This window comes from Bifidobacterium lemurum, assembly GCF_014898175.1.
GTDB lineage: Bacteria > Actinomycetota > Actinomycetes > Actinomycetales > Bifidobacteriaceae > Bifidobacterium > Bifidobacterium lemurum.
The window spans coordinates 551,611-574,354 of record NZ_CP062948.1 but is presented as its reverse complement, the minus strand read 5'-3'; the positions used below and the strand labels follow the sequence as shown (position 1 = coordinate 574,354).

The following is a 22,744-nucleotide window of genomic DNA, read 5'->3' as shown; positions in this document are numbered from 1 at the left end:
GAAGATATGACATCCACGACAATCACCCGTTCCACCGCACGCCCGTTGCCCTCCGTCACCACGCAGGTGTGGGCCACGCTGCTCGCCGTCGTCGGCGCGGTCGCCCTGCCTCAGGTCTTCCACATGGCCGGCGCCTCGCTCGGACTCGGCACCGCCCTGGGCGAAACCCTGCTGCCCATGCATCTGCCGGTGCTGCTGGTCGGACTGCTCGCCGGCCCCTACGCGGGCGTCGCCGCCGGCGCGCTCGGCCCTCTGGTCAGCTTCGCGCTCTCCGGCATGCCCGGCCCGGCCATGGTGCCGTTCATGATCCTCGAACTGGCGGCCTACGGTCTGTTCGCCGGGCTCCTGCGCGGTGTGAACCTGCCGACCGTCGCCAAAGTGCTAATCGCGCAGATCGCAGGCCGAGCCGTGCGCGCCGTGGCGATCCTCGTCGCCGTGTTCGCGCTGGGCAACACCACCGTGGCCGTCGCCTCCATCTGGACGAGCGTTATCGCCGGACTGCCGGGCCTCATCCTGCAGTGGGCGCTGCTGCCGCTGATCGTATGGCTGGTGGACCGCCGCACGGCCGCAGGCCGGTAAGCGGCGCGATGTTCGCCGATATCGAACGCGCGAAGGCCGCGCTCGCCAGCGACCCCACGCTGGGCTGCGCGGCCTGCCTCGGCGTGGAGACCGTCACCGGCATGGGCCGGGGAGTCAGGCCGCTGCTGCAATGGCTGGCCAACGGTCAGGACATCCATGGATTCTCCGCCGCCGATCGTGTGGTCGGCAAGGCCGCGGCGCTGCTCTACGTCAGACTCGGCGTGGCCGCCGTGCATGGGCAGACGATGAGCGAGGCGGGACTGTCCGTGCTGCGGTCCCGCGGCATCGAGGCGAGCTATGACGCGCTGGTGCCGATGATCCTCAACCGCACCCACACCGGCATGTGTCCGATCGAGGCGTCCGTACAGTCCATCCGCACGCCCGACGAGGCCGAACCCGCCATCCGCGCCGCCGTCGCCAAGCTGATGGCATCGAATTCGTAGGATCTTCCATGCGCCGCCGAGCCGTCAAGGTTGTGCTTCGGTCGAGGAGGGCGCGTACACTGGTTCGCTGATTGTGCTGTGAGACGGGTTGCCGCATAAACCCGTCCCACACGAGGTCCAGCCGGGCGGCCTGCGAAGGCCCGACTCCCGGCGGATCGGCACCTCCCCTCGGGCGGACCCGTGGGGATGATGCAGGCGTATCGCACGGCTTCGCGCCGGGCGACGCCCCGACCTATCGCCGATATGCGGCGGCGAACGAGGAACAACAATGGTTAACGCTATTGAGGCATTTGACGCCAAGCACGTCAAGCCGGCCGAAGAGATCCCGGCCTTCCGTCCCGGCGACACCGTCGACGTGAACGTGAAGATCAAGGAAGGCAACAACTCCCGTATCCAGACCTTCACCGGCGTGGTGATCGCCCGTCAGGGCTCTGGCGTGCGCGAGACCTTCGTGGTGCGCAAGATCAGCTTCGGCACCGGTGTGGAGCGCCGCTTCCCGCTGCACTCCCCGGCGATCGACTCCATCAAGCTCGTGCGTATGGGCCGTGTGCGCCGCGCCAAGCTCTACTACCTGCGCGCCCTGCGTGGCAAGGCCGCTCGTATCGTCGAGCGTCGCGACAACTCCGCCAAGTGAGTTTGTGAAATTCAGCCCGGAGGCTTCGGCTTCCGGGCTGTTTTCATTTTCGGCGGGTATGATGGCCCACGGAAAACCTAAGCGAGCCCAATGAGGAGGGACATGCAGCCGGAGAATCCCACAGGCGACGAAACGACGCCGTCGCAGCCGAACGATGGCTCCCGCATCACCGCCGGGGCATCCCAGCCTTACATGACGCAGTCCTATGCGGCGCAATCCTCCGAATTTCAATTCCCTGAACCGCAGGCCTACGCCGACGCAATCGATACCGAAGCGCGCGACGCCCGCACCTTCCAAGTCGCCGACCACGGCGTGGACCCGACGCCGGTGCCACCGCCGGCGTCGAGCGGCCGACACGCGGCGGCGCGCGGCGACAGCTTCACCTTCCGCGACATGCTGGTCTGGTGCGGCGTCCCCATCATCATCGTGCTGCTGCTGCGCATCTTCCTCGTCGGACTGTATACGATTCCCAGCCGATCCATGATGGACACCATCGAACCCGGCGACCGCGTGCTCACCAGCAAGCTCACCCCCGGCGTCTTCGACCTGGAACGCGGCGACGTGATCGTGTTCCACGATCCGGCCAACTGGCTGAGCAGCGAGCAGAACAGCGACATCGTCGGCGACTATCTCATCAAACGTCTGATCGGTCTGCCCGGCGACGTGGTCGCCTGCGAAGGGCCAGGCGAGCCCGTCACCATCAACGGCGTGGCCATCAACGAAACCAGCTACATCCGCCCCGGCGTGGACCCCTCCAGCTTCGCGTTCAGCGTGACCGTCACCGAAGGCCATGTGTTCGTCATGGGCGACAACCGCTCCAGCTCCGCCGACTCACGCTTCCACCAGGACGACGGCTCGAACGGGCTGGTGCCCATCAGCGATGTGGTCGGCGTGGGGTTGATCCGCTACTGGCCGTTGGACCGCATCGGCCTGTTGGACGCGCATCACGAGGTGTTCGCCGACGTGTCCGACGGCGACGCGTCCGGCGGCTCATCCGATTCGGTGGATTCGGCCGATGCGTCCGTCACCATGCTTCTCGGCGTCTCCGGAGCGTCGCAATGAGCGTCTCCGTGACGCCCACGCTCGACCTGGAACGCCAGCTCGCGGCCCGCGGCTTCGACCTGATCGTAGGATTCGACGAGGTCGGCCGCGGCGCGCTCGCCGGGCCGGTGATGGTCGGCTGCGCCGCGATCTGGACGCGGGATCTGCCCGCGCTGGAGGTCCCCGCCGGCGTGGCCGATTCCAAAATGCTCACCGAACATCGCCGTGAAGCCATGTTCGACGAACTGTGCGCATGGCCGGCCGCCTATGCGGTCGGACAGGCCGGCAATACGGAAATCGACGAGTGGGGCATCACCTACGCGTTGGGTGTGGCCGCCCTGCGCGCCCTCAATCAGGTCGAACGTGACCTGGGACTCGGCGACGGCGCGGGTATGGGGGCCACCGCGCCAGCCGGTTTCGCGGATGGCTCGGCGGCCGTGGGCGTTATGGAAACCGACTCGAACGCCCCGGACGTTTCGGCTGCGCGAAACGGACGTGGCGGTCGCGACGCGTTCGGCGTCGTGGATCTGTTCGACAGGTCCAACGTGCGTGTGGGCGCGATTCTCGACGGTCCCAGCGACTACATCACCAAGGCGCTCAACACCTTCGACGCGCCGTCAGTGCCGATTCCCGCGCAGGTGACCACCAAAGTCAAGGGCGACCAGCATTGCGCCACGGTCGCCGCGGCGGCAGTGATCGCCAAGGTGACGCGTGACCGTCTGATGACCTCGATCGCGCAGGGCAATCCGCGGTACGCGCCTTACGAATGGGCCCATAACAAGGGCTATGGTTCCGCCGCGCACCGCGCCGCCATCGTCGAGCATGGCGTCACTCCTTTGCATCGCGTCAGCTGGAAACTGCGATAATCCCACCTCGGCCCGGCCGTGTGCTATGCCCTTCCGCTCCTCCAACGCGCGCAAAAGGATGGCGTTGATTGGGTCTGGGACGTATCTTCACTGTAGGAGGCGCGAGTTTGGTGTGGCCGGTTCTCCCGACGGAGCCGATTTCGCACACCAAACTCGAAAATCAATCGTTTTACTTGGGCGAGGCTCGGCGAGGCGACACACCAAACTCGAAAACCGCCTGCCATGGGGTCGTCTGGCTGCGTCATGTAACGCGGGATACACGGGGTACATGGGGCGCATGGTTGAGGATGTACAATTGTGAGCGCTCACGTTTTTTGGGTGCGGGACGCGACGGGCTCGCATTGCCGTGAGCGACGAGTACGGGCGTCGCCTGCGAGATTCGCGCAACGCCGTTCGCAAACGCATCCGTGCGATGACGCCCAGCGGGGAGGTTCGGGATATGGCAGCAAGCCGCACAACAGGCAAACGGCCTTCGATGTTCGAGGTGGCCAAACTCGCCGGTGTGAGCCATCAGACCGTTTCCCGCGTGATCAACGATTCGCCCGACGTCTCCGATGCGACGCGCGCCCGCGTGCAGGAGGCCATCAAACAACTCGGCTACCGCCCCTCGAATTCGGCGCGCGCGTTGGCCTCGCGCCGCTCGCGCACCATTGGTCTGATCGCCGGCGGCCTCAAATTCTTCGGTCCGATCTCCGCCATCACCTCCATTGAGTCGATGGCGCGCGACCACGGCCTGTTCATGTCGGTGATGATGGTGCACGAGGCCCTGTGCACGCAGGCCGACTTCAACAACCTCACCGATACGTTCAACGAGCAGAACGTGGACGCGTTCATCTTCCTGACGCCGACCGACGTGATGTTCGCCGCCGCCTGCCGCGTCAAGGTGAGCCAGCCACGCGTGATCGTCACCTCCACCCATGGGCAGATGACCGTGCGTGAGGGGCTGGGCCTGATCGCCGCGCCCGACCGCCGCCGCACCGCCCTGGTCGGCATCGACCAATGGGGGGCGATGGCCGACGTGGTGCGGCTGCTGGTCGAGTACGGGCATAAAAGCGCCGTGTATTTCGCCGGGCCCAACGAATGGCGCGACGCCCACACCCGTTTGGACGCGTGGCGCAAACTCTCCGCGGCCAGCTCCATCGACATGCGCGTGGTGCGTTGCCATACGTGGGATTCCTCCGAGGCGTACGCGCAGATGAACCATATGATCGACGAGTATGGGCGCGACGGCGTCGCCCTGCCCACGGTTGTGGTGACCGCGAACGACAGTCAGGCCGTAGGAGTCGCCCGCGCCCTGCACGAGCATGGGCTGCGTATTCCGCAGGATGTGAGTCTGGTCGGATTCGACGACATGGCCGCCATGGACAATATGTATCCGCCGCTGACCACCGTGCGTTCCGACTTCGAAGGGCTGGGCGTGGCCGCCATGCGCGAGGTGCTGCGATTGCTGGGGGAGGGCGCGGATTCGGGGTTCCTGACCAGCCAGCATGGCGTGGGGCTTATTCCCGCCGAAGTGGTCAATCGTCGTTCCCTGGGCCCCGCCCCGCGCCGGTAAATGTTTCGTTCCGCGGTGCGGTGATCGCATGGTGCGGTGATCATACTGTGTGTGGTGATCGCATGGTGCGGTCCATCGTGCGGTGTGCCCATCGTGCGGTACTTTCCATGGTGCGGTGCCTTGAAAACGTTGAAATTCCAACCCACCGCACCATGGGGTCACCGCACGATGGGCACCACCGCATGATGGACCGCACCATGTACCGCACGATGGATGGAGTGGTGATGATGTCGCGGAGGATTTGGGGATGGCGTGGGACACGACGAGGTTGTGAACGCTCACAGGAACCGGTACAATGTGTATCGGCAAGATTGTGAGCGCTAACAGGACTTCCGAGGACGGGAACTGTGAGCGCCTGAAAGAACCAGCGATCACCGCGGACGGCCGCGCGATCGACCAAAGGAGTCCACATATGGCAGCAACGGAAAACGCCGCTGAGCGGGTCGCCACCATCGCCGAGAAGATCCGCGCGGGCAAAACCTCGCTCGGCATCGAATTCGGCTCCACCCGCATCAAGGCGGTGCTCATCGACGACACCTACGCCACCATCGCCTCCGGCGACTTCGGATGGGCCAGCCACTTGGAAGACGGCCTGTGGAGCTACTCCGTCGAGGAGATCTGGACCGGTCTGCAGACCGCGTACGCCGCCATGGCCGGCGACGTCGAAAAAGCCTACGGCGAAAAGCTCACCCATGTGGGCCATATCGGCTTCTCCGCCATGATGCACGGCTACCTCGCCTTCGACGAGGCCGGCGAGCTGCTCGTGCCGTTCCGCACCTGGCAGAACACCAACACCCACGAGGCCCACGAGAAACTCTCCGAACTGTTCCAGTACAACATTCCCGAACGCTGGAGCATCGCGCACCTCTACCAGGCCGTGCTCAACAACGAGGAGCACGTCGGCAAGGTCGCCTTCTTCACCACGCTCGCCGGCTACGTGCACTGGAAGCTCACCGGCAAGAAGGTGCTCGGCGTGGGCGACGCCTCCGGCATGTTCCCCATCGACCCGACCACCCACACGTGGGAGACCGAATTCGTCAAGCAGTTCAACGCATTGCCCGAAGTCGCCGCGCAGCCGTGGACGCTCGAGGACCTGCTGCCCGAACCGCTCGTCGCCGGCACCCCCGCCGGCGAACTGACCGCCGAAGGCGCGGCCCTGCTCGACCCGACCGGCACCCTGCAGCCGGGCGTCGTGCTCGCCCCGCCGGAAGGCGACGCGGGCACCGGCATGGTCGCCACCAACTCCGTGCGCGTGCGCACCGGCAACGTCTCCGCCGGCACCTCGATCTTCGCGATGGTCGTGCTGGAGCGCAAGCTGGAACGCCTGCACCCCGAAGTCGACCTCGTCACCACCCCGGCCGGCGACCTCGCGGGCATGAGCCACGCCAACAACTTCACCTCCGACCTCAACGCCTGGGTCGGACTCTTCGGCCAGTTCGCCGAAGCGCTCGGCACCCCCGTCGACGCCGGCACCCTGTATGGCACCCTGTTCCGCGCGGCCATCGCCGACGACGTGGACCGCAACGCCGGCGGCCTCATCAACTATCCCTTCCGCGCCGGCGAATTCCTCGCCGGACTTTCCGAAGGCCGACTCGTCTTCGCCCGTGGACCGGAAGCCAACATGAACCTCGGCAACTTCATGCGCGCCCAGCTGTTCTCCGCGTTCTCCCCGGTCAAAATCGGCATGGACGTGATGACCAAGGACGAGCACGTGCAGGTCGACTCCCTCGTGGGCCACGGCGGCATCTTCACCACCCCCAAGGTCGCGCAGAAGATCCTCGCCGCCGCGTTCAACACCCCCATCAAGGTGATGGCCACCGCCGCCGAAGGCGGCGCATGGGGCATGGCCGTGCTCGCCGACTACCTGTGGCATGCTGACACCGCCCTCGACGCCTACCTCGACGAACGCGTCTTCGCCGACGCCGCCTCCACCACCGAAGCGCCCGACGCCCAGGACGTGGTCGGCTTCGAAGACTTCTTCGACCGCTTCACCAAGGGGCTGCCGATTGAACACGCCGCCATCGCCGCCATCCCGCTGGAAGAGCGGTGATGGAGTGTCATCCGCGTTGCTCCTCGGTCGACATACCTTCGTATGCCTTCCCTCAGTGCGCCTTGATGACACACGCATCACCGCCTCCCAGCGCTGGAAGAGCGCTGAACATAACTGAACAATCCAAGACATCCGCAAAAGGAAGGAACAACAATGGCAACTTTGGCTGATTACGGTCCCGAAGTGCGCGCCGAAGTCAAGCAGGTGCGCGAGATCGTCGCCACCCTGCACGACCAGCTGATCAAGTGGAACCTCGTCGTGTGGACCGCGGGCAACGTGTCCCAGCGTTTGAAAACCGCCGACCTGTTCGTGATCAAGCCCTCCGGCCTGCGCTACGAATACCTCACCCCGAGCTCCATGGTCGTGTGCGACCTCGACGGCAACGTGGTCGACGGCTCCGAAGCCCCGTCCTCCGACACCGCCTCCCATGCCTACATCTACCGCCACATGCCCGACGTGTACGGCGTGGTGCACACCCACTCCACCTACGCCACCGCCTGGGCCGCCACCGGCCAGAACGTGCCGTGCGGCCTGACCATGATGGGCGACGAGTTCGGCGGCGAAGTCCCCGTCGGCCCCTTCCGCCTCATCGGCTCCGAAGCCATCGGCGAAGGCGTCGTGGAGACGCTCAAGAAGTATCCCAAGTCCCCGGCCGTCCTCATGCAGAACCACGGTCCCTTCACCATCGGCAAGGACGCGGAAGCCGCCGTCAAAGCCGCCGCCATGACCGAAGAGGTCGCGCACACCATGTGGGCCGCCAAGCAGCTCGGCGAGATCATCCCGATCGCGCAGGAAGACATCGATAGGCTTAACGACCGCTACCAAAACGTCTACGGCCAGCATTGATCTGACGGCGCGTCCTCCGCGTTGCGGAAGGCTTGACGTACCGCCGTACGCCTGCGCCTTCCGCGCCTTGAGGCCGCGCGTCAGATCAATGCTTACAGCACTAGCCTGACGGCGATATGTCGTCATCCTGAGCGGAGGCCTTGGCCGGAGTCGAAGGATCCCAGCCATGAACTGGCATCAGATGCCTCGACTGCGCTCGGCATGACGGAATAATTCGATAACACAACACAAACAATCACAACGAAGTAAGGAACAACCCATGGCAATGGAAAATCCCTTTGAGGGCAAGGAAATCTGGTTCGGCGTCGGCTCGCAGGACCTTTACGGCGAGGAGGCGCTGCGCCAGGTGGCCGAGCAGTCCACCGAAATCGTCGACGCGCTCAACGCCACCGGCAAGATTCCGGTCAAGCTGGTGCTGAAGCCCACCCTCAAGTCCTCCGACGGCGTCAAGCAGTTCATGGTCGAAGCCTCCGCCAACCCGAACGTCATCGGCGTCATCACCTGGTGCCACACCTTCTCCCCGGCCAAGATGTGGATTCGCGGCCTCGAAGTGCTCACCAAGCCGATGCTGCAGCTCAACACCCAGCACCACATGGAGATTCCGTGGGAAACCATCGACATGGACTTCATGAACCTCAACCAGGCCGCCCACGGCGACCGTGAGTTCGGCTACATCGTCTCCCGCCTCGGCATCAACCGCAAGATCGTCGTCGGCCACTACACCGACCCCGAAGTCGCCGAGAAGATCGCCACCTGGGTCCGCGCCTGCGCCGGCTGGGACGCCTCCCAGAACATGAAGGTCATGCGCTGGGGCGACAACATGCGCAACGTGGCCGTCACCGAAGGCGACAAGACCGAAGCCGAGCGCGTGTTCGGCGCGTCCATCAACACCTGGGCCGTCAACGAGCTCGTCGCCGCCTACGAGGCCGTCAAAGACGACCAGGTCAAGGCCATCATCGAAGACTACAAGGCCAAGTACGACGTGGCTCCCGAGCTGCTCGACGCCAAGTACGACTCCCTGTTCATCGCCGCCAAGGAAGAGGCCGCGATGGTCAACATGATGCAGGCCAACGGCTGCACCGCCGGCGTCGACAACTTCGAAGACCTCGGCGCCCTGCCGCAGCTGCCCGGCGTCGGCCCGCAGCGCTTCCCCTCGGAGTACGGCTTCGGCTTCTCCGCCGAAGGCGACTGGAAGACCGCCGTCCTCGTGCGCATCGGCGCCGTCATGGGCTACGGCCTCGACGGCGGCGCCTCCCTCATGGAGGACTACTCCTACAACTTCGTGCCCGGCCATGAGCTCAACATGGGCGCCCACATGCTCGAGGTCTCCCCGTCCATCGGCACCATCGCCAAGCCCAAGCTGGAGATCCACCCGCTCGGCATCGGCGGCAAGGCCGACCCCGTGCGCCTCGTCTTCACCGGCGCGCCCAAGAAGGACGCGGTCGTCGTCTCCATGTCCGACGTGCGCGAGCGTTTCCGCCTGCTCATGAACGTCGTCGACATCGTCGAACCCGAAGGCTCCCTCAAGGCCCTGCCCTGCGCCCGCGCCCTCTGGAAGCCGCAGCCCAGCCTCAACGTCTCCGCCGAATGCTGGCTGCGCGCCGGCGGCTCCCACCACACCTGCATGACCACCTCCATCGGTCGTGAGGCCTGGGAGGACTTCGCCCGCATGGCCGGCGTCGAACTCGCCACCATCGACGCGGACACCACCCCGGCCGCGTTCGAACGCGAGCTGCAGATCAGCGAAATGTACCACCGTCTCAACAACCAGCACTGACGCACTTGCGCGATTGCGTAGCAATCGCATATAAGTGCGTGACTGGCGGAATGGGGGCAGTCCAGTGGACTGTCCCCATGGAGCTCCGTGTTGCGGTAACGGAGCGTCACCGGCACGGCAGAAGACTCGACGTACCCGACGGCTTGCGCCGTCCTTCGCGCCAAGGCGCTCACTTCGCCTATGAACTGCCCACTGGGCAGTTCAAGACGGCTCAGCGCCTTCGCCTTCTGCCGCACCGGTGCCGCACGCGTTATCTCAGTGCTCCGCACTGACGCACTTGCGCGATTGCGTGGCAATCGCATATAAGTGCGTGACTGGCGGAATGGGGACAGTCCAGTGGACTGTCCCCATGGAGCTCCGCATTGCGATAACGGAGCGTCCTTCCTCCTGTCATCCTGAGCGGAGCCTGTGGCGGAGTCGAAGGATCTCATGCGGGATTCCTCGATTCCGCTCTCAATGACGGGTGCATCGCTCTCCAACGGCGTGTGGATCGCTCGCAATGACGGGCGAATCCGTTTTGTCTGGCAGGTAAGGCGCTTTGTACGAGGCGGCGCACCGAATCACAGCGGGTGTTTGCGATATTCGTCGCGAGCGCCCGCTGCGGTGTTTTAAAGAGGTTTAGGAACCGGCATGAAGAATATGAGAAGCCTGGTGGCACTGGCGTTCGGCGCGTTCGTATGCGGCGCTGCCGAATTCGTGATGATGGGCATTCTGCCCCAGACGGCCGCCGACATGGGCGTGAGCATCCCCACCGCGGGCAACTACATCACCGCCTATGCGATCGGCGTATGCGTCGGCACGCTGATGCTGGTGTTCGGCCGTACGACCCCGCCGAAGAAACTCATCCTCATCTTCATGGTGATCGTGTTCGTGGGCAACGCGCTTTCCGCCGTCGCCCTCAACAGCGCGATGCTGATCGCCGCGCGCTTCATCGCCGGACTTCCGCACGGTGCGTTCTTCGGCGCGTCCGCGGTGATCGGCAAGAACCTCGCCGAAAAAGGCAAGGCCACCCAGGCCGTGGCCGTCATCACCACCGGACAGACCGTCTCCAACATGCTCGGCGTGCCCGCCGGCACCCTGCTCGCCGAATACGTCTCCTGGCGTGTCTCTTTCGCCATCCTCGCCGCATGGGCGGTGCTCACCATCGTGCTCGTGGCCGCATGGGTGCCGTTCGTCGTTCCGATCAAAGACGCGGGCCTGGCCGGACAGTTCAAATTCCTCAAAGCTCCCGGACCGTGGCTTATCCTCGGCGCGGTGCTGCTCGGCAACGGCGGCGTGTTCTGCTGGTGGAGCTACGTCTCGCCATGGCTGACCGGTGTGGGCGGATGGTCGAGCGCCGCCGTTCCCTTCCTGATGGCCTTGGCCGGATTCGGCATGGTGTTGGGCGGCATGGCCGGCGGCAAGGTCGCTGACCGTTGGCGTCACGCGGGGGCCGCGGGCATCGGCCAGGCCATTGGCATGATCGGCCTGCTTGGTGTGTTCCTCTTCGAAGGTGTGCAGGGGAGCGGCGGCGACGGCGCGCCCGCCGCGCAGGTCGGCACCGCACTGCTGACCTTGTGGATCGCGTTCGGCCTGTTCTTCATCAACCCGCCCCAGCAGCTGCTGATGGCCGAAGCCGGCCAAGGCGGCGGCGAACTCATCGGCGGCGCCACCGTGCAGGTCGCCTTCAACCTCGGCAATGCGATCGGATCGGCCGTCGGCGGCGCGGCCCTCAACGCCACCGCCATGGACTACCATTATCCGGCGCTGTCCGGCGTGCCTTTCACCGCCCTCGCCGTCATCCTCCTCGCCGTCTTCTCCCTACGCTATGAAGGCAAACGGCAGCAATCCTAGCGGCGCTACGAAGTCGTTGGGATATCTTCGCGATGCGGCGGATGCCGCGGATACCGGAAGGCCGCCGGTCCAATAGAGCCGTCGGCCTTCCGTCCAGTGCCGCTCCGACCATGCGGCATGCTTCAGCGTGGATGGGATGACAGTAAGCGACGATTCATCCACGGTGGGATCTCCGCCGGCGTGGACGAATTGATAGTTACCGACCATTCGTCCACGGTGACACGTCCCTCAGCGTGGATGGATTGGCAGTTGCTGACGATTCGTCCACGTTAGACATACTCACCGTGGATGGGTCGATAGTTGCCGACGATTCATCCACGGTGAGGACCCCGTCAGCGTGGGCGAGGTGACAGTCACTAACGGATCATCCACGCTAGGCGTACCCACCGTGGATGGAATGACAGACACCGACCATTCATCCACGGTGCCGCATCCCTCAGCGTGGATGGATTGGCAGTTGCTGACGATTCGTCCACGTTAGACATACTCACCGTGGACGGATTGATAGTCACTGACTATTCGTCCACGGTGACGACCCCGCTAACGTGGATGGATCGATAGTTGCTGACCATTCATCCATGGTGGCGAGTCCGTTAACGTGGATGGGTCGGCGGTTGCTGACCATTCATGCACGGTGGCACATCCGCCAACGTGGACGGATTGATAGTGACCGACGATTCATCCACGATGACGACTCCGCTAACGTGTATGAGCCGACAGTCACTGACCGTTCTTCCACGATGGCGCAGCCGTCAGCGTGGAAGAGGCGACAGTTACTAACGATTCCTCCACGGTGACGACCCCGTCAGCGTGGATGAGCCGTCAGCAGATACCGATCCCTCCACGCCGACGGTCTCCGGCGTCGCGACGACCATACGGAACTCAAGCACTTCGAAATCCCGAACGGGACACCCCTCAACCGGTCCGGTCATGGAGAGTTTGGTGTTCCGGCCCGTCGAGCAAACTCCACGTAGAACGATTGATTCGGCAGTTTGGTGTGTGAAAACGGCCGTATCCGGCGAACCCGACACACCAAACTCGTCGTCACCCCACAACCCGCCGAACAATGGGAAACCACAGGCACGCCATTGGGTTGCAATCCACCGTCAATACGTTCGAGTCCGCCGTGGTCTTGAATAGGTCGCACTATGAAAATGCCGGGCTTACCCCGGCTTCCGGAAGTCTCGCATCGCTGCCGACCTGTGCGATGAGACGTTGCCATACGCTGGTGGCCCGGTTCGTCGGATATATGAACCAGGCCACCAGTCATGCGGTTATTCGAGATCGGTTTGATTTCAGTCGTAGTACTTGATGCACTCTTCGACGAGATCCCAGAACTTCTCCACGTCGATGTCGATGGCGACGTCGGTGTTCTTGACGTCGTCGGTGAGCAGGAAGTAGTCGCAGTTGGTGCGCCCGTAGCTCTGCTCGCTGTTGATTTCGATGTCGGTGTGCATGTTCTTGACGGTCACGATGGAGGGGTCGATCAGATAAGCGACCGTGGTCGGATCATGCAGCGGGCCGCCCTCCCAGCCGAACGTCTTCTTCTGCCCCTTGTTGAAGAACGTCATCAGATCGCAGAACAGCTTGCCGGCGCGGTTGTCGTGCTTGCTCATCCGCTCGATCACGGACGGATAGCACAGCACCTTGCGGGTGATGTCGAGTCCCATCATGGTCACCTTCACGCCGCTGGAGAACACGATATGCGCGGCCTCGCCGTCGGCCCAGATGTTGAACTCCGCGGAAGGCGTGACATTGCCGAGCTGGTAGCAGCCGCCCATCAGCACGATCTGGTTGATCTTGGGGATGATGCGGGGCTCGATGCGCATCGCCATCGCGACGTTGGTCAGCGGACCCGTCGGAACCAGCGTGATGTCGCCGTCGGAGGCCATCAGGGTGTCGATGAGGTAGTTGATGGCGTGCTTGTCCTCGATGGTTTTGGTCAGTTCGTCGAACACCGGGCCGTCAAGTCCCGAATCGCCGTGCACGCGTTCCTCGACGGGCCTCGGCTCGATGACCATGGGGACGCTCATGCCCTTGTACACCGGCACGTCGATGCCGAGATACTGGCAGACGTTGAGCGCGTTGCGGGTGGTCTTCTCCAGCGACTGGTTGCCGCGCACGGTGGTGATGCCGAGCAGCTCGATGTCGGGATGGCCGGCCGCCATCAGAATCGCGACGGCGTCGTCGTGTCCGGGGTCGCAGTCGATGATGATCCTATGCTTTGCCATTACGGAACCTCCTTGTTGATAAATCGTTTTGGCAAAGACATATTAAACATCTATCCGAAAAAATGTCAACTGCGCGACACGCCGTGCGCCAACGCATAGAATGAGGTGAGGAAAGGGGCGAACATGCGAGTGACATTGAAGGACATCGCGGAGGCGACCGGCACGTCGGTGCCGACGGTATCGCTGATACTGAATGACAAACCGTTTAGGGTTTCCGAGGAGACCCGTCAGAAGGTGCTCCGCGCCGCCGAGGAGATGCATTACGTGCGCAATCAGGCGGCCCGCGATCTGCGGCAAGGCGCCAACCACACCCTCGGTCTGATCGTTCCGGACATCAGCAACGGCTTCTATTCCTCGTTCGCCAAAGGAGTGGAACGCGCCTGCCACGACGCGGGCTGGAGTCTGCTGCTCAACGACTCCGACAACGATCCGTCGCGCGAGGCGGAGTACATCGAGCTGATGTATTCCAAAAACGTGGAAGGCGTCATCCTTGCCAATGCCGCGGGCGACGAACGGAAGACCTCGGCGAGTCTGCGGACGCTTGTCTCCCGGGGCATTCCCCATGTGCTGATGGACCTTTCCGGCACGGACCAAAGCGACGCCGTGGCGGGGGACCACCATGTCGGCGGCCGGACGGCGACGGATTACTTGCTCAGGCTCGGCCATCGCCGTATCGCCTGCATCACGGGCCCCATGCATTTGGAGGGCGCGCGCAGCCGTTACGAGGGGTATCGGGAGGCGTTGTCCGCCAAAGGGGTGGAGTATGACGAATCCTTGGTGTACGAGGGGGACTACACCTACGAAACCGCCCTGCAGCTGGCCCGCATGATGGATTGGGAGGCGTTCACGGCGGTTGTCGCCTGCAATGATCTGACCGCTCTCGCCGTGTGCAAGGTCGCCGCGGAGATGGGGTATTCCATCCCCGCCGACCGATCCGTCATCGGCTATGACGACGTGCTGTTCGCCGGACTGATGACTCCGGGGCTGACGACCATGCACCAGCCCAACGAACGGATGGGCATGGACGCGGCCCGTATGCTGATGGAGCGGGTGCGCCATCCTGACCGCGAGCGTGTGGTCACCATGTACACGCCGCAGCTGGTGGTGCGGGACAGCACGGCGCCCTGCCGGTAGGGGCCTTGCTCCGCGCGGGGCCTACGCCTTGCGTCCCGCGGCTCGTCCGCTCAGGGGATGAGCCGCGGGGTGGTCCGTGGGATGAGCAGGGAGCAGGCCCAGGCGAGCGCCATGGTCGCGGCGCTGACCGCCAGGGCCGCGGCGTATCCGGTTTGGGCTCCCATCCTGTCCGCGACGCCCGCCTGCGCGCCGTACAGCAGCAGGTAGCTGATGCCGGAGGCGAGATTGAACGTGCCCGCCGTCAGTCCGGGTAGGGTGCCGGGGCTGTCGCTCGGGGAGAGTTCGACCGCCAGCGCGTTGATCATGATGTTGACGATGCCCACATACCCCAGGCCGAGCATCGCGGACAGCGCCGCGATTGAGGGTCGGCTTGGGTGCAGGGCGGCGAACACGCCGAAGCACGCGGCCAGTGATGTGAGCGCAAGTCCGGCGCGGAACACCGCAAGATATCCGTTTCGCGCGGCGAGCACGCCGGAGAGGATGGCCATGGGCATGCCCGCCAGCGCGTATGGCACCAGCGTCACGATGGTGGAATCGCCGGCGCTGAGCGCGAGGCCGGCCTGCGCGTCCTGCGCGATCGCCGGTATCAGTCCGTTCATCAGGGCGAATACGCCGATGAGGGCGATGAAGACGGTGAGGAGAAAGCCCCAGGTGCTTCGCTGGGTCAGATAGCTGGTTGGTGCGAGCGGCGATGCCGCGCGGCGTTCGATTCGCCAGAAGGCGGCGAACGCGCATGCGGCCACGAGCATCAGCGCGATCGCGGTCGATGTGGGCAGACTGCCTGAACGTAGGGCCGAGATGGCGCAAAGCAGCGTGCCGACCGCCAGGGCGAGGCAGGCCACTCCCGGCCAGTCCATGGTCGTCGCGGCGGGGATCCGGCTTTCGTCCGCGGTGGTCGCAATGGCCACGATGCCGCAGATTCCGGTGCCCGCCAAAGTCCAGAATACGGCGCGGTACCCGAATTCGGAGGCGAGCCATCCGCCCGCGATGGCATCGAGGCCGGCGATGCCTCCGTTGGTGCATGTCACCGCCGCCAGAAGAACGGCGTAGGTGCGGTCGTCCGTGACGCGCTCGCGCAGCATCAGCAGGCATAGGGAGATGATCGGGCCGGTCACGCCCTGCAGCACGCGTCCCAGCGTGAGCAGGGTGAGATTCGGCGCGGCGGCGGCGATGGCGCTGCCTATGGTCGCGACGGCCAGCATGCCGATGGTGGTGCGTTTGCGTCCGACGATGTCTCCTAATCGGGGGAGGAACAGTGAGAAGATGGCGGAGGAGGTGAAGAAGACGGTTTGCGTGTCCGCCGCCTGCGCGGCGGTGATGCCGAGTTCGGCGCTCATCGTCGGCAGGGCGGGGGAGACCATGGACGCGTTGAATTGGTACGAGAAGATGGCGAGGAACAGCGAGGCCATCAGCCCGATAAGGGCGGGGTCGGGACGGAATCCGCGATCGCGTCGCGGCGAGGGGTGCGCTGTGTGGGGCATGGGTGGGATCCTTCGGGATGGGTGTGGCTGGCCGGAGTAGTCGCGGCCATGGTTGTCGGTGGCCGGGTCGTGAAGTGGGAAGACTTTGGCTGAACTCAAGATAAAACGTTTCATCATTGATGTCAAAGATTCTTATGGGGCATTTTGTGATCTGGGTCGGCGTGTCGCGAGCATGCGATTTCCGCGGATTGGCGCATATTGGCCTAAAAACAGGGCTCCTGCACCCATCGGTGGGCGGTTTTTCCAAAAACCTACGTTTTGACATTAATGCCAAAACGATTTATCTTATTTTCTGTCACGGTACGAAGGCCGCGAAGCGGGGCCTGTGACATCGCGTTATCCGCTGAAGAAAACGAAGGAGTTTATCCATGTCGAAGTCGACATACACGATCGGAGAACCGCGATGAACGACACCGTCCGATCCTCGTCGTCCGTGCGGCGGAACGGAGGCGGCAAATCCGTCGCCTTCCTTATGGTCGCGTTCCTGACCGCCACGTTCGCGTTCCAACTCAACGCCTCCATGCTGTCGCCCGCGTTGGTGACGATGCAGGAGGAGCTGAACACCAGCGCCACTCAGATAGGCCTTTCCCAGACGGTGTTCTTCACCTCGTCGGCGCTGTTCTCGTTGTTCCTTCCCCGCCTGGCCGATCTCGTCGGACGCAAGAAGGTGCTGCTGGGCATGCTGCTGGCCACGGTCTGCGGATGCAGCGTCGCCGCGCTGGCGCCCAACGTGCCGGTTCTGCTGCTCGGCCGGTTGCTCCAAGGCACGGCCGGGCCGATCGTGACCCTGTGCATGATCATGCTGCATGTGAGGGTCCCCGACGAAAAGCAATACACCAAGCTTATGGCCATCATCACATCCGTCAACGGCGGCATCGCCGGCGTCGACGCCATCGCGGGCGGATGGATCGCCGGCACGTGGGGATACCGTCCGATCTTCTGGGTTATGGCGGGCATCGGACTGTTGTCCACGATTCTGGTCGCCATCGTCGCCGATGAGAGCAAAGCCGAGGAGTCGAACGAGCGTATGGATTGGCCGGGCGTGCTGTTCCTGGTGCTCGCGGTGGGCACGGCCCTTACCGCCGTGAATTCGATGCAGCGCATCACCGAGGCGAACTGGCTGCTGATCGGCGTGCTGCTGGCGGTCGCGGCCGTGGCGTTCGTCGTGTTCTGGAACATCGAGAAGCGCAGCAGCCATCCGATGTCGCCGATCCATTACATCAAACAGCGCCGCACATGGGGGCTGCTGCTCACCGCCCTGCTGACCCTCACTGGCGTGTTCGCGATTATGAACGGCGTGGTGCCCGCCATCGCGCAGGACGCCGAGGCTGGCGCGGGCATCTCGGCAAGCGTGTCCTCGTTCGTGACGCTCACTCCGTACGCCATCATCGGCTTGGTGTTCGGTCCGATCTCCGGAGTGCTCGCCACCAAATTCGGGTATCGCAAGGTGCTGCGCTGCGGTCTCGTCGTGAGCGTGGCGGCCGCGGTGTTCGGCGTGTTCGTCGCACACTCGCCCAGCGCTGTCGGACTGCTGGCCATGTCGCTGGCCATGGGCGTGGGCTACGCCGGCACCGCCAACATCATGCTCAACGGTCTGGGCATAGTGCTTTCGCCCAAAGACAATCCGGGCTACCTGCCGGGCTTCAACGCCGGGGCGTTCAATCTGGGAGCGGGCATCAGCTATACGATTCTGTACGGCATTATGGATGCGTTCACTGAATCCTCGGGCGCGACCGCCGGATACACGGCCAGTATGATCGGCGGCGCCGTGATTCTGCTCCTCGCGCTGCTCAGCTCCTTCCTGATTCCCAAACCGGAGTCCGACGTGGCGTAGGCGCCGGACGATAAGGCGGGCCGGTCGATCGCATCGAGATGATGACGATCGGCCGGCCCGCCTTGCGTTATGCGGCGTCTCCGTCCGGTCGCCGCCCGAGCGCGTTCGTCAGCGCTTGTCGCCGTAGATCTGGGTGGCGATCGTTTCGGCGAAGACGCGGTTCACGGCGGGACGCACCACCTTCAGCGAAGGCGTCAGGCACTTGTTCTCATTGGTGAACTGCGTGCCCAGCACCACGAACTTGCGCACGGATTCGGCGCGCGAAACGGCCGCGTTGGCGCGGTCCACATAGGTCTGGATCTCCTCGTGCACCGCCGCGTTCGTCGCCAGACGGTCCACCGGCGTATCCACGGACAGGCCGTGCGCGGCCAGCCACATCGGCAGGCTCTCCGGGTCGAGCGTGACCAGCGCGCCGATGAACGGACGCGCGTCGCCCACCACCACGCAATGCTCCACGATCGGGCATTTGACGATCTCCTCCTCCAGCGGGATGGGGGAGACGTTCTTGCCGCCGGCCGTGATGATGATGTCCTTCTTACGGCCCGTGATGGCGAGACGGCCCTCGTCGTCCAGCGACCCCAGATCGCCGGTTTTCAGCCAGCCGTCCTCAGTGAAGGTCTCGGCCGTCTTCTCGGGCAGATTATGGTATCCGACGAACACGTTCGCGCCCTTGACCTGCACTTCGCCGTCCTCGCTGATGCGCACCGACGAGCCGGGCGCGGGCTGGCCCACGGTGCCGATTTTGTTGTCGGACGCGCGGGTCACGGTGAACGGGGCGGCGGTTTCGGTCATGCCATAGCCCTGGATCATCGGCAGTCCGATGCCGGCGTAGAAATGCGCCAGATCCGGGTCGAGCGGCGCGCCGCCGCACGCCACGAACTTGATGTTCGGGCCCAACGCGCCGCGCACCGTGCGGTAGACCAGCGTCTCGTAGGTCGCGCGTTCGGCGATCTCGCGGGCGGTGTGCGCCTCGCCGTTCTGCTCCTTGCGGCTCCACGCGCGCGCGGCCGCCACGGCCTTGGCGAACAGACGGCCTTTCATGCCCATGCCGGCCTTGTGCGTGGCGGCGTTGTACACCTTCTCGAACACGCGCGGCACGCCGAGCAGATAGGTCGGGCGGAAGGAGCGCAGGTCGGGCAGCAGCGAGCGGGTGTCGGGCAGATAGCCCACCACACCCGTATCGGAGCCGATCGAACAATACTGGATATAACGGGCGAAGCAGTGGGCGAGCGGCAGGAACAGCAGCAGACGCGGGAGCCCCTCGCAGATCATCTCAGGCAGGCACTCATAGCCGGCGCGCACGATGGACAGGAAGTTGCGGTGGGTGAGCTCGGCTCCCTTCGGCGCGCCCGTGGAACCGGAGGTGTAGACGATGGTGGCGAGGTCGTCGGCATGCACCGAGGCGATGCGCTCCTCGAGCTCCTCGTCGGAGACGGACACGCCCATGCCTTCCAGCGCGCCGAGCGCGTTGCCGTCCATCATGAGGATCTGGCGCAGCGCGGGGCAACGGTCGCGTACGGAGTCGAGGCGGTCGAAGCGCTCGCGGTCGTCGGCGATCGCGAGACGGACCGTGGAGTCGTTGAGGATGCGCTCCGCCTGCGCGGCGGAATCGGTGTCGTAGATCGGCACGTTCACCGCGCCCACGGCGGCCAGCGCGAAGTCGAGCACGCCCCATTCGAAGCGGGTGGACGAGAACAGGGTCACCGCATCGCCCTTTTCGATGCCGAAGGCGATGAAGCCCTTCGCCGCGGCACGCACCAGACGGGAGAATTCGCCGGTGGTCACGTCCTGCCAGCGGCCCGGTCCCAGCTTCTTCGAGGCGATCACCGTGTCTTCGCCGGTGCGGGCGATGCGTTCGGTGAGCAGGGAGTACAGCGTTTCGTCGTCACGCACCTCGATGGTGCCGGGAGTGGTGTATTCGGTCAGCATTCGTGCACATATCCGTTCTGCGAACGTGGCCTTCATGGGTTTGCGGCCACACTATCGCTTAGGTTACGCGGCCGTAGCCGTGCGCGGCTTTGTGGCCTCCATCAAAAAGGCCCCGCTCCTTTTGTCCGCCGATACAAACGTGGGATGACCTGTGCTGGGTGCCGGCGAAGCCTGCGCTTGGCGATGCGTGGGATGCGGGAGCGGCGTGGTTGGGTGGAATTGTGGCAGCGGGTGGTGGGGCGTGTGGATGGATTTGTTTGAGGATGAGGCTGGCTGAGGCTGAGGCTTGGGCGCGGGACTTGTCGGTGGGAGCGCGGTCTTCGATAAGACGCTATAGGTTTTGCTTATTGCCGGAATATGGGCGCGCCGCGTGTCATGATACGGGCGCGCTTTAGCATGTGGGAGGACGGTCGGCGCGTGGAGGGCACGACGCCGGCGTCGTATGCGATGCCGAGGCGCGGCACTGTGCGCCCGCGGCACTTACGGCACGTCATGGAAGGGAAGAGAACATGGCCGAGAACCGCAACGAACTCAACAAGAACCTCGCTCAGATGCTCAAAGGCGGTGTGATCATGGATGTGACCACACCCGAACAGGCGCGCATCGCCGAGGACGCCGGCGCATGCGCGGTGATGGCGCTGGAACGTATTCCGGCCGACATCCGCGCCGCGGGAGGCGTGAGCCGCATGAGCGATCCCGCCATGATCAAAGGCATCCAGGAGACCGTGTCCATTCCGGTGATGGCGAAGGTTCGCATCGGGCACGTCGCCGAGGCGCGCATCCTGCAGGCCATCGAAATCGACTACATCGACGAGTCCGAAGTGCTCTCCCCGGCCGACGACGTCTACCACATCGACAAAACCCAGTTCGACGTGCCGTTCGTGTGCGGCGCGAAGAACCTCGGCGAGGCGCTGCGCCGTGTGGCCGAAGGCGCGTCCATGATCCGCACCAAGGGCGAGCCCGGCACCGGCGACGTGATCCAGGCCGTGCGCCACATGCGCACCATGAACAAGCAGATCCGCGAACTCGTGGGGCTTCGCGACGACGAACTGTTCGAGGCCGCCAAACAGCTGGCCGTGCCGGTGGAACTCGCCCGCTATGTGCACGACAACGGCCGTCTGCCGGTCGTCAACTTCGCCGCCGGCGGCGTCGCCACTCCGGCCGACGCGGCCCTGATGATGGAGCTCGGCGCCGAAGGTGTGTTCGTCGGATCCGGCATCTTCAAATCCGGCGACCCGGCCAAGCGCGCGGCCGCCATCGTGCAGGCCACCGCCAACTGGCAGGACGCGGACCTGCTCGCCCGCCTGAGCGAAAACCTCGGCGAGGCGATGGTCGGCATCAACGAAGACGAAATCGAAACCATCATGGCGGCGCGTGGCGAATGAGCCGCTGAGCGGTGACCTGCTTGCGGTGACCCGCTTGGCAGGTCACCGCGCGAGGCGGCCGAAGAGGAAGCCCAGTGGGCTTCCGTGCCGCCGGAGCCATCCTTATAACAAAACCCACTCCGTACGAATCGTAGATTTCCGTTCCGCGACGACATGAGATGAGATCCCTCGACTCCGGCCTGACGGCCTCCACTCAGGATGACGAAGAGAGTCCGTATCCGCATCGCGCGAGGTGGGCAGCATGATGAGATCCTTCGACTCCGGCCTGACGGCCTCCGCTCAGGATGACGAGATGGACTTGCCTAGGCTGCGGAGAGACGTGCTTGCTCGGGATGGCAGGCCCTCTTCCTCGTCATGCTGAGCGGAGCGTAGCGGAGTCGAAGCATCTCACACCGAAGGCGGGAGTAAGTCTTCCAAAGAAGGGAATGAGAGAAGCACACATGGTCGTAGCAGTCGAATACATCAGTAAAGAGGCGTCCGACGACGTCGAAAACGCCACCCACGGCGTGACCGGCATCCTCGCCGTGCAGGGCGCGTTCGCCGAACACGCCGCCATGCTCGACAGGCTCGGCGCGCCGTGGAAGCTGCTGCGCGCCGCCGACGACTTCGACGGCTCCATCGATCGGGTGATCCTGCCCGGCGGCGAAAGCACCACGCAGGGCAAGCTGCTGCGTTCGACCGGCCTGTTCGAGAAAGTGGCCGCGCATATCGCCGCCGGCAAGCCCGTGTTCGGCACCTGCGCCGGCATGATCCTGCTCGCCGACCGCCTGGAGAACGACGACAACGTGTATTTCGCCGCGCTCGACGCCACCGTGCGCCGCAACGCCTACGGCCGTCAGCTCGGCTCCTTCGCCGCCACCGCCGACTTCGGCGAGGTGCGGGACTTCCCGCTCGTGTTCATCCGCGGCCCCTACGTCGTCTCGGTCGGCCCACGCGCCCAGGTCATGACCGAGGTGAACGGCAATGTGGTGGGCCTCAAACAGGGTAATATCCTCGCCACCGCCTTCCACCCCGAACTCACCGACGACACCCGCATCCACGAGCTCTTCCTCAGCCTGTAGAAAAGCGCGCGAGCTCGAAGGTCAATCCGGCCACGGAACTCGCAAGGCGACGACGCCGCATGCGA

The 22,744-nt window shown here is 64.5% G+C and carries 16 protein-coding genes and 1 pseudogene; 14 read left to right on the top strand and 3 right to left on the bottom strand.

Annotated elements, in window-relative coordinates:
• The first annotated feature begins 6 nt into the window (after positions 1–6).
• The 10 genes and pseudogenes from BL8807_RS02220 to BL8807_RS02175 all read left to right on the top strand — a co-directional run bounded on the left by BL8807_RS02220 (position 7) and on the right by BL8807_RS02175 (position 11,624).
• Positions 7–579 (top strand): ECF transporter S component, encoded by a 573-nt coding sequence (locus BL8807_RS02220; protein WP_072723450.1) that lies wholly within the window; start codon positions 7–9, stop codon positions 577–579.
• Positions 543–1,022 (top strand): DUF1893 domain-containing protein, encoded by a 480-nt coding sequence (locus tag BL8807_RS02215; RefSeq protein WP_083570071.1) that lies wholly within the window; start codon positions 543–545, stop codon positions 1,020–1,022. The genes BL8807_RS02220 and BL8807_RS02215 overlap by 37 nt, the downstream gene beginning before the upstream one ends.
• A gap of 268 nt (positions 1,023–1,290) precedes the next feature.
• On the top strand, positions 1,291–1,656 hold the full coding sequence (rplS, locus tag BL8807_RS02210; protein WP_072723454.1) for a 50S ribosomal protein L19: 366 nt from the start codon (positions 1,291–1,293) through the stop codon (positions 1,654–1,656).
• A 102-nt stretch (positions 1,657–1,758) separates the two neighbouring features.
• Positions 1,759–2,652, top strand: a pseudogene (lepB, locus tag BL8807_RS02205) (signal peptidase I); the annotation flags it as partial.
• Positions 2,653–2,714: 62 nt separating this feature from the next.
• Positions 2,715–3,563 carry a ribonuclease HII gene (locus BL8807_RS02200; RefSeq protein WP_072723456.1) on the top strand — a complete coding sequence of 283 codons (849 nt, stop codon included), beginning with the start codon at positions 2,715–2,717 and terminating at the stop codon, positions 3,561–3,563.
• 439 nt (positions 3,564–4,002) lie between these two features.
• The gene (locus tag BL8807_RS02195) at positions 4,003–5,118 is read left to right on the top strand and encodes a LacI family DNA-binding transcriptional regulator (protein ID WP_072723458.1); all 1,116 of its coding nucleotides are present in this window, start codon (positions 4,003–4,005) and stop codon (positions 5,116–5,118) included.
• A 412-nt stretch (positions 5,119–5,530) separates the two neighbouring features.
• Entirely contained in the window at positions 5,531–7,168 is a 1,638-nt protein-coding gene (locus BL8807_RS02190; protein ID WP_072723459.1) for a xylulokinase, read from the top strand.
• Positions 7,169–7,321: 153 nt separating this feature from the next.
• The gene (locus tag BL8807_RS02185; protein ID WP_072723461.1) at positions 7,322–8,014 is read left to right on the top strand and encodes an L-ribulose-5-phosphate 4-epimerase; all 693 of its coding nucleotides are present in this window, start codon (positions 7,322–7,324) and stop codon (positions 8,012–8,014) included.
• Between the two features lie 259 nt (positions 8,015–8,273).
• On the top strand, positions 8,274–9,791 hold the full coding sequence (gene araA / locus BL8807_RS02180) for an L-arabinose isomerase (protein ID WP_072723463.1): 1,518 nt from the start codon (positions 8,274–8,276) through the stop codon (positions 9,789–9,791).
• A gap of 630 nt (positions 9,792–10,421) precedes the next feature.
• A complete protein-coding gene (locus BL8807_RS02175) occupies positions 10,422–11,624 on the top strand; it encodes an MFS transporter (protein ID WP_072723465.1) in 1,203 nt (400 codons plus the stop codon).
• Between the two features lie 1,295 nt (positions 11,625–12,919).
• Here the strand turns inward: BL8807_RS02175 and BL8807_RS02170 are convergent.
• Positions 12,920–13,855, bottom strand: coding sequence for a nucleoside hydrolase (locus BL8807_RS02170; RefSeq protein ID WP_072723466.1), 936 nt, complete (start codon positions 13,853–13,855; stop codon positions 12,920–12,922).
• A gap of 123 nt (positions 13,856–13,978) precedes the next feature.
• Here BL8807_RS02170 and BL8807_RS02165 point away from each other — a divergent pair, with 123 nt between their 5' ends.
• Entirely contained in the window at positions 13,979–14,989 is a 1,011-nt protein-coding gene (locus tag BL8807_RS02165; RefSeq protein WP_072723468.1) for a LacI family DNA-binding transcriptional regulator, read from the top strand.
• Positions 14,990–15,039: 50 nt separating this feature from the next.
• Here BL8807_RS02165 and BL8807_RS02160 read toward each other — a convergent pair whose 3' ends face one another.
• Positions 15,040–16,470, bottom strand: a complete 1,431-nt coding sequence (locus BL8807_RS02160) for an MFS transporter (RefSeq protein WP_072723469.1) — start codon at positions 16,468–16,470, stop codon at positions 15,040–15,042.
• 403 nt (positions 16,471–16,873) lie between these two features.
• On the opposite strand from BL8807_RS02160, the gene uriT reads away from it, so the two are divergent.
• The gene (gene uriT, locus BL8807_RS02155; protein ID WP_072723471.1) at positions 16,874–18,304 is read left to right on the top strand and encodes a uridine transporter UriT; all 1,431 of its coding nucleotides are present in this window, start codon (positions 16,874–16,876) and stop codon (positions 18,302–18,304) included.
• Between the two features lie 108 nt (positions 18,305–18,412).
• On the opposite strand, the gene BL8807_RS02150 is transcribed toward uriT, so the two are convergent.
• Positions 18,413–20,233: an AMP-dependent synthetase/ligase gene (locus BL8807_RS02150; RefSeq protein WP_072723472.1), complete on the bottom strand. Its 1,821-nt coding sequence runs from the start codon at positions 20,231–20,233 to the stop codon at positions 18,413–18,415.
• 509 nt (positions 20,234–20,742) lie between these two features.
• Between BL8807_RS02150 and pdxS the strand changes: the two genes are divergently transcribed.
• Both pdxS and pdxT read left to right on the top strand, forming a co-directional pair.
• Positions 20,743–21,618, top strand: coding sequence for a pyridoxal 5'-phosphate synthase lyase subunit PdxS (gene pdxS, locus BL8807_RS02145; protein ID WP_072723474.1), 876 nt, complete (start codon positions 20,743–20,745; stop codon positions 21,616–21,618).
• Between the two features lie 440 nt (positions 21,619–22,058).
• The gene (gene pdxT, locus BL8807_RS02140) at positions 22,059–22,679 is read left to right on the top strand and encodes a pyridoxal 5'-phosphate synthase glutaminase subunit PdxT (protein ID WP_072723476.1); all 621 of its coding nucleotides are present in this window, start codon (positions 22,059–22,061) and stop codon (positions 22,677–22,679) included.
• The last annotated feature ends 65 nt before the right edge of the window (positions 22,680–22,744 follow it).

Coding starts and splice junctions, on each gene's coding strand:
- BL8807_RS02165 (WP_072723468.1), top strand. CDS start 13,979: ATGCGAGTGACATTGAAGGACATCGCGGAGGCGACCGGCACGTCGGTG.
- BL8807_RS02195 (WP_072723458.1), top strand. CDS start 4,003: ATGGCAGCAAGCCGCACAACAGGCAAACGGCCTTCGATGTTCGAGGTG.
- BL8807_RS02175 (WP_072723465.1), top strand. CDS start 10,422: ATGAAGAATATGAGAAGCCTGGTGGCACTGGCGTTCGGCGCGTTCGTA.
- BL8807_RS02190 (WP_072723459.1), top strand. CDS start 5,531: ATGGCAGCAACGGAAAACGCCGCTGAGCGGGTCGCCACCATCGCCGAG.
- BL8807_RS02160 (WP_072723469.1), bottom strand. CDS start 16,470: ATGCCCCACACAGCGCACCCCTCGCCGCGACGCGATCGCGGATTCCGT.
- BL8807_RS02185 (WP_072723461.1), top strand. CDS start 7,322: ATGGCAACTTTGGCTGATTACGGTCCCGAAGTGCGCGCCGAAGTCAAG.
- BL8807_RS02150 (WP_072723472.1), bottom strand. CDS start 20,233: ATGCTGACCGAATACACCACTCCCGGCACCATCGAGGTGCGTGACGAC.
- araA (WP_072723463.1), top strand. CDS start 8,274: ATGGCAATGGAAAATCCCTTTGAGGGCAAGGAAATCTGGTTCGGCGTC.
- pdxS (WP_072723474.1), top strand. CDS start 20,743: ATGGCCGAGAACCGCAACGAACTCAACAAGAACCTCGCTCAGATGCTC.
- BL8807_RS02215 (WP_083570071.1), top strand. CDS start 543: ATGGCTGGTGGACCGCCGCACGGCCGCAGGCCGGTAAGCGGCGCGATG.
- rplS (WP_072723454.1), top strand. CDS start 1,291: ATGGTTAACGCTATTGAGGCATTTGACGCCAAGCACGTCAAGCCGGCC.
- BL8807_RS02170 (WP_072723466.1), bottom strand. CDS start 13,855: ATGGCAAAGCATAGGATCATCATCGACTGCGACCCCGGACACGACGAC.
- BL8807_RS02200 (WP_072723456.1), top strand. CDS start 2,715: ATGAGCGTCTCCGTGACGCCCACGCTCGACCTGGAACGCCAGCTCGCG.
- pdxT (WP_072723476.1), top strand. CDS start 22,059: ATGGTCGTAGCAGTCGAATACATCAGTAAAGAGGCGTCCGACGACGTC.
- BL8807_RS02220 (WP_072723450.1), top strand. CDS start 7: ATGACATCCACGACAATCACCCGTTCCACCGCACGCCCGTTGCCCTCC.
- uriT (WP_072723471.1), top strand. CDS start 16,874: ATGAACGACACCGTCCGATCCTCGTCGTCCGTGCGGCGGAACGGAGGC.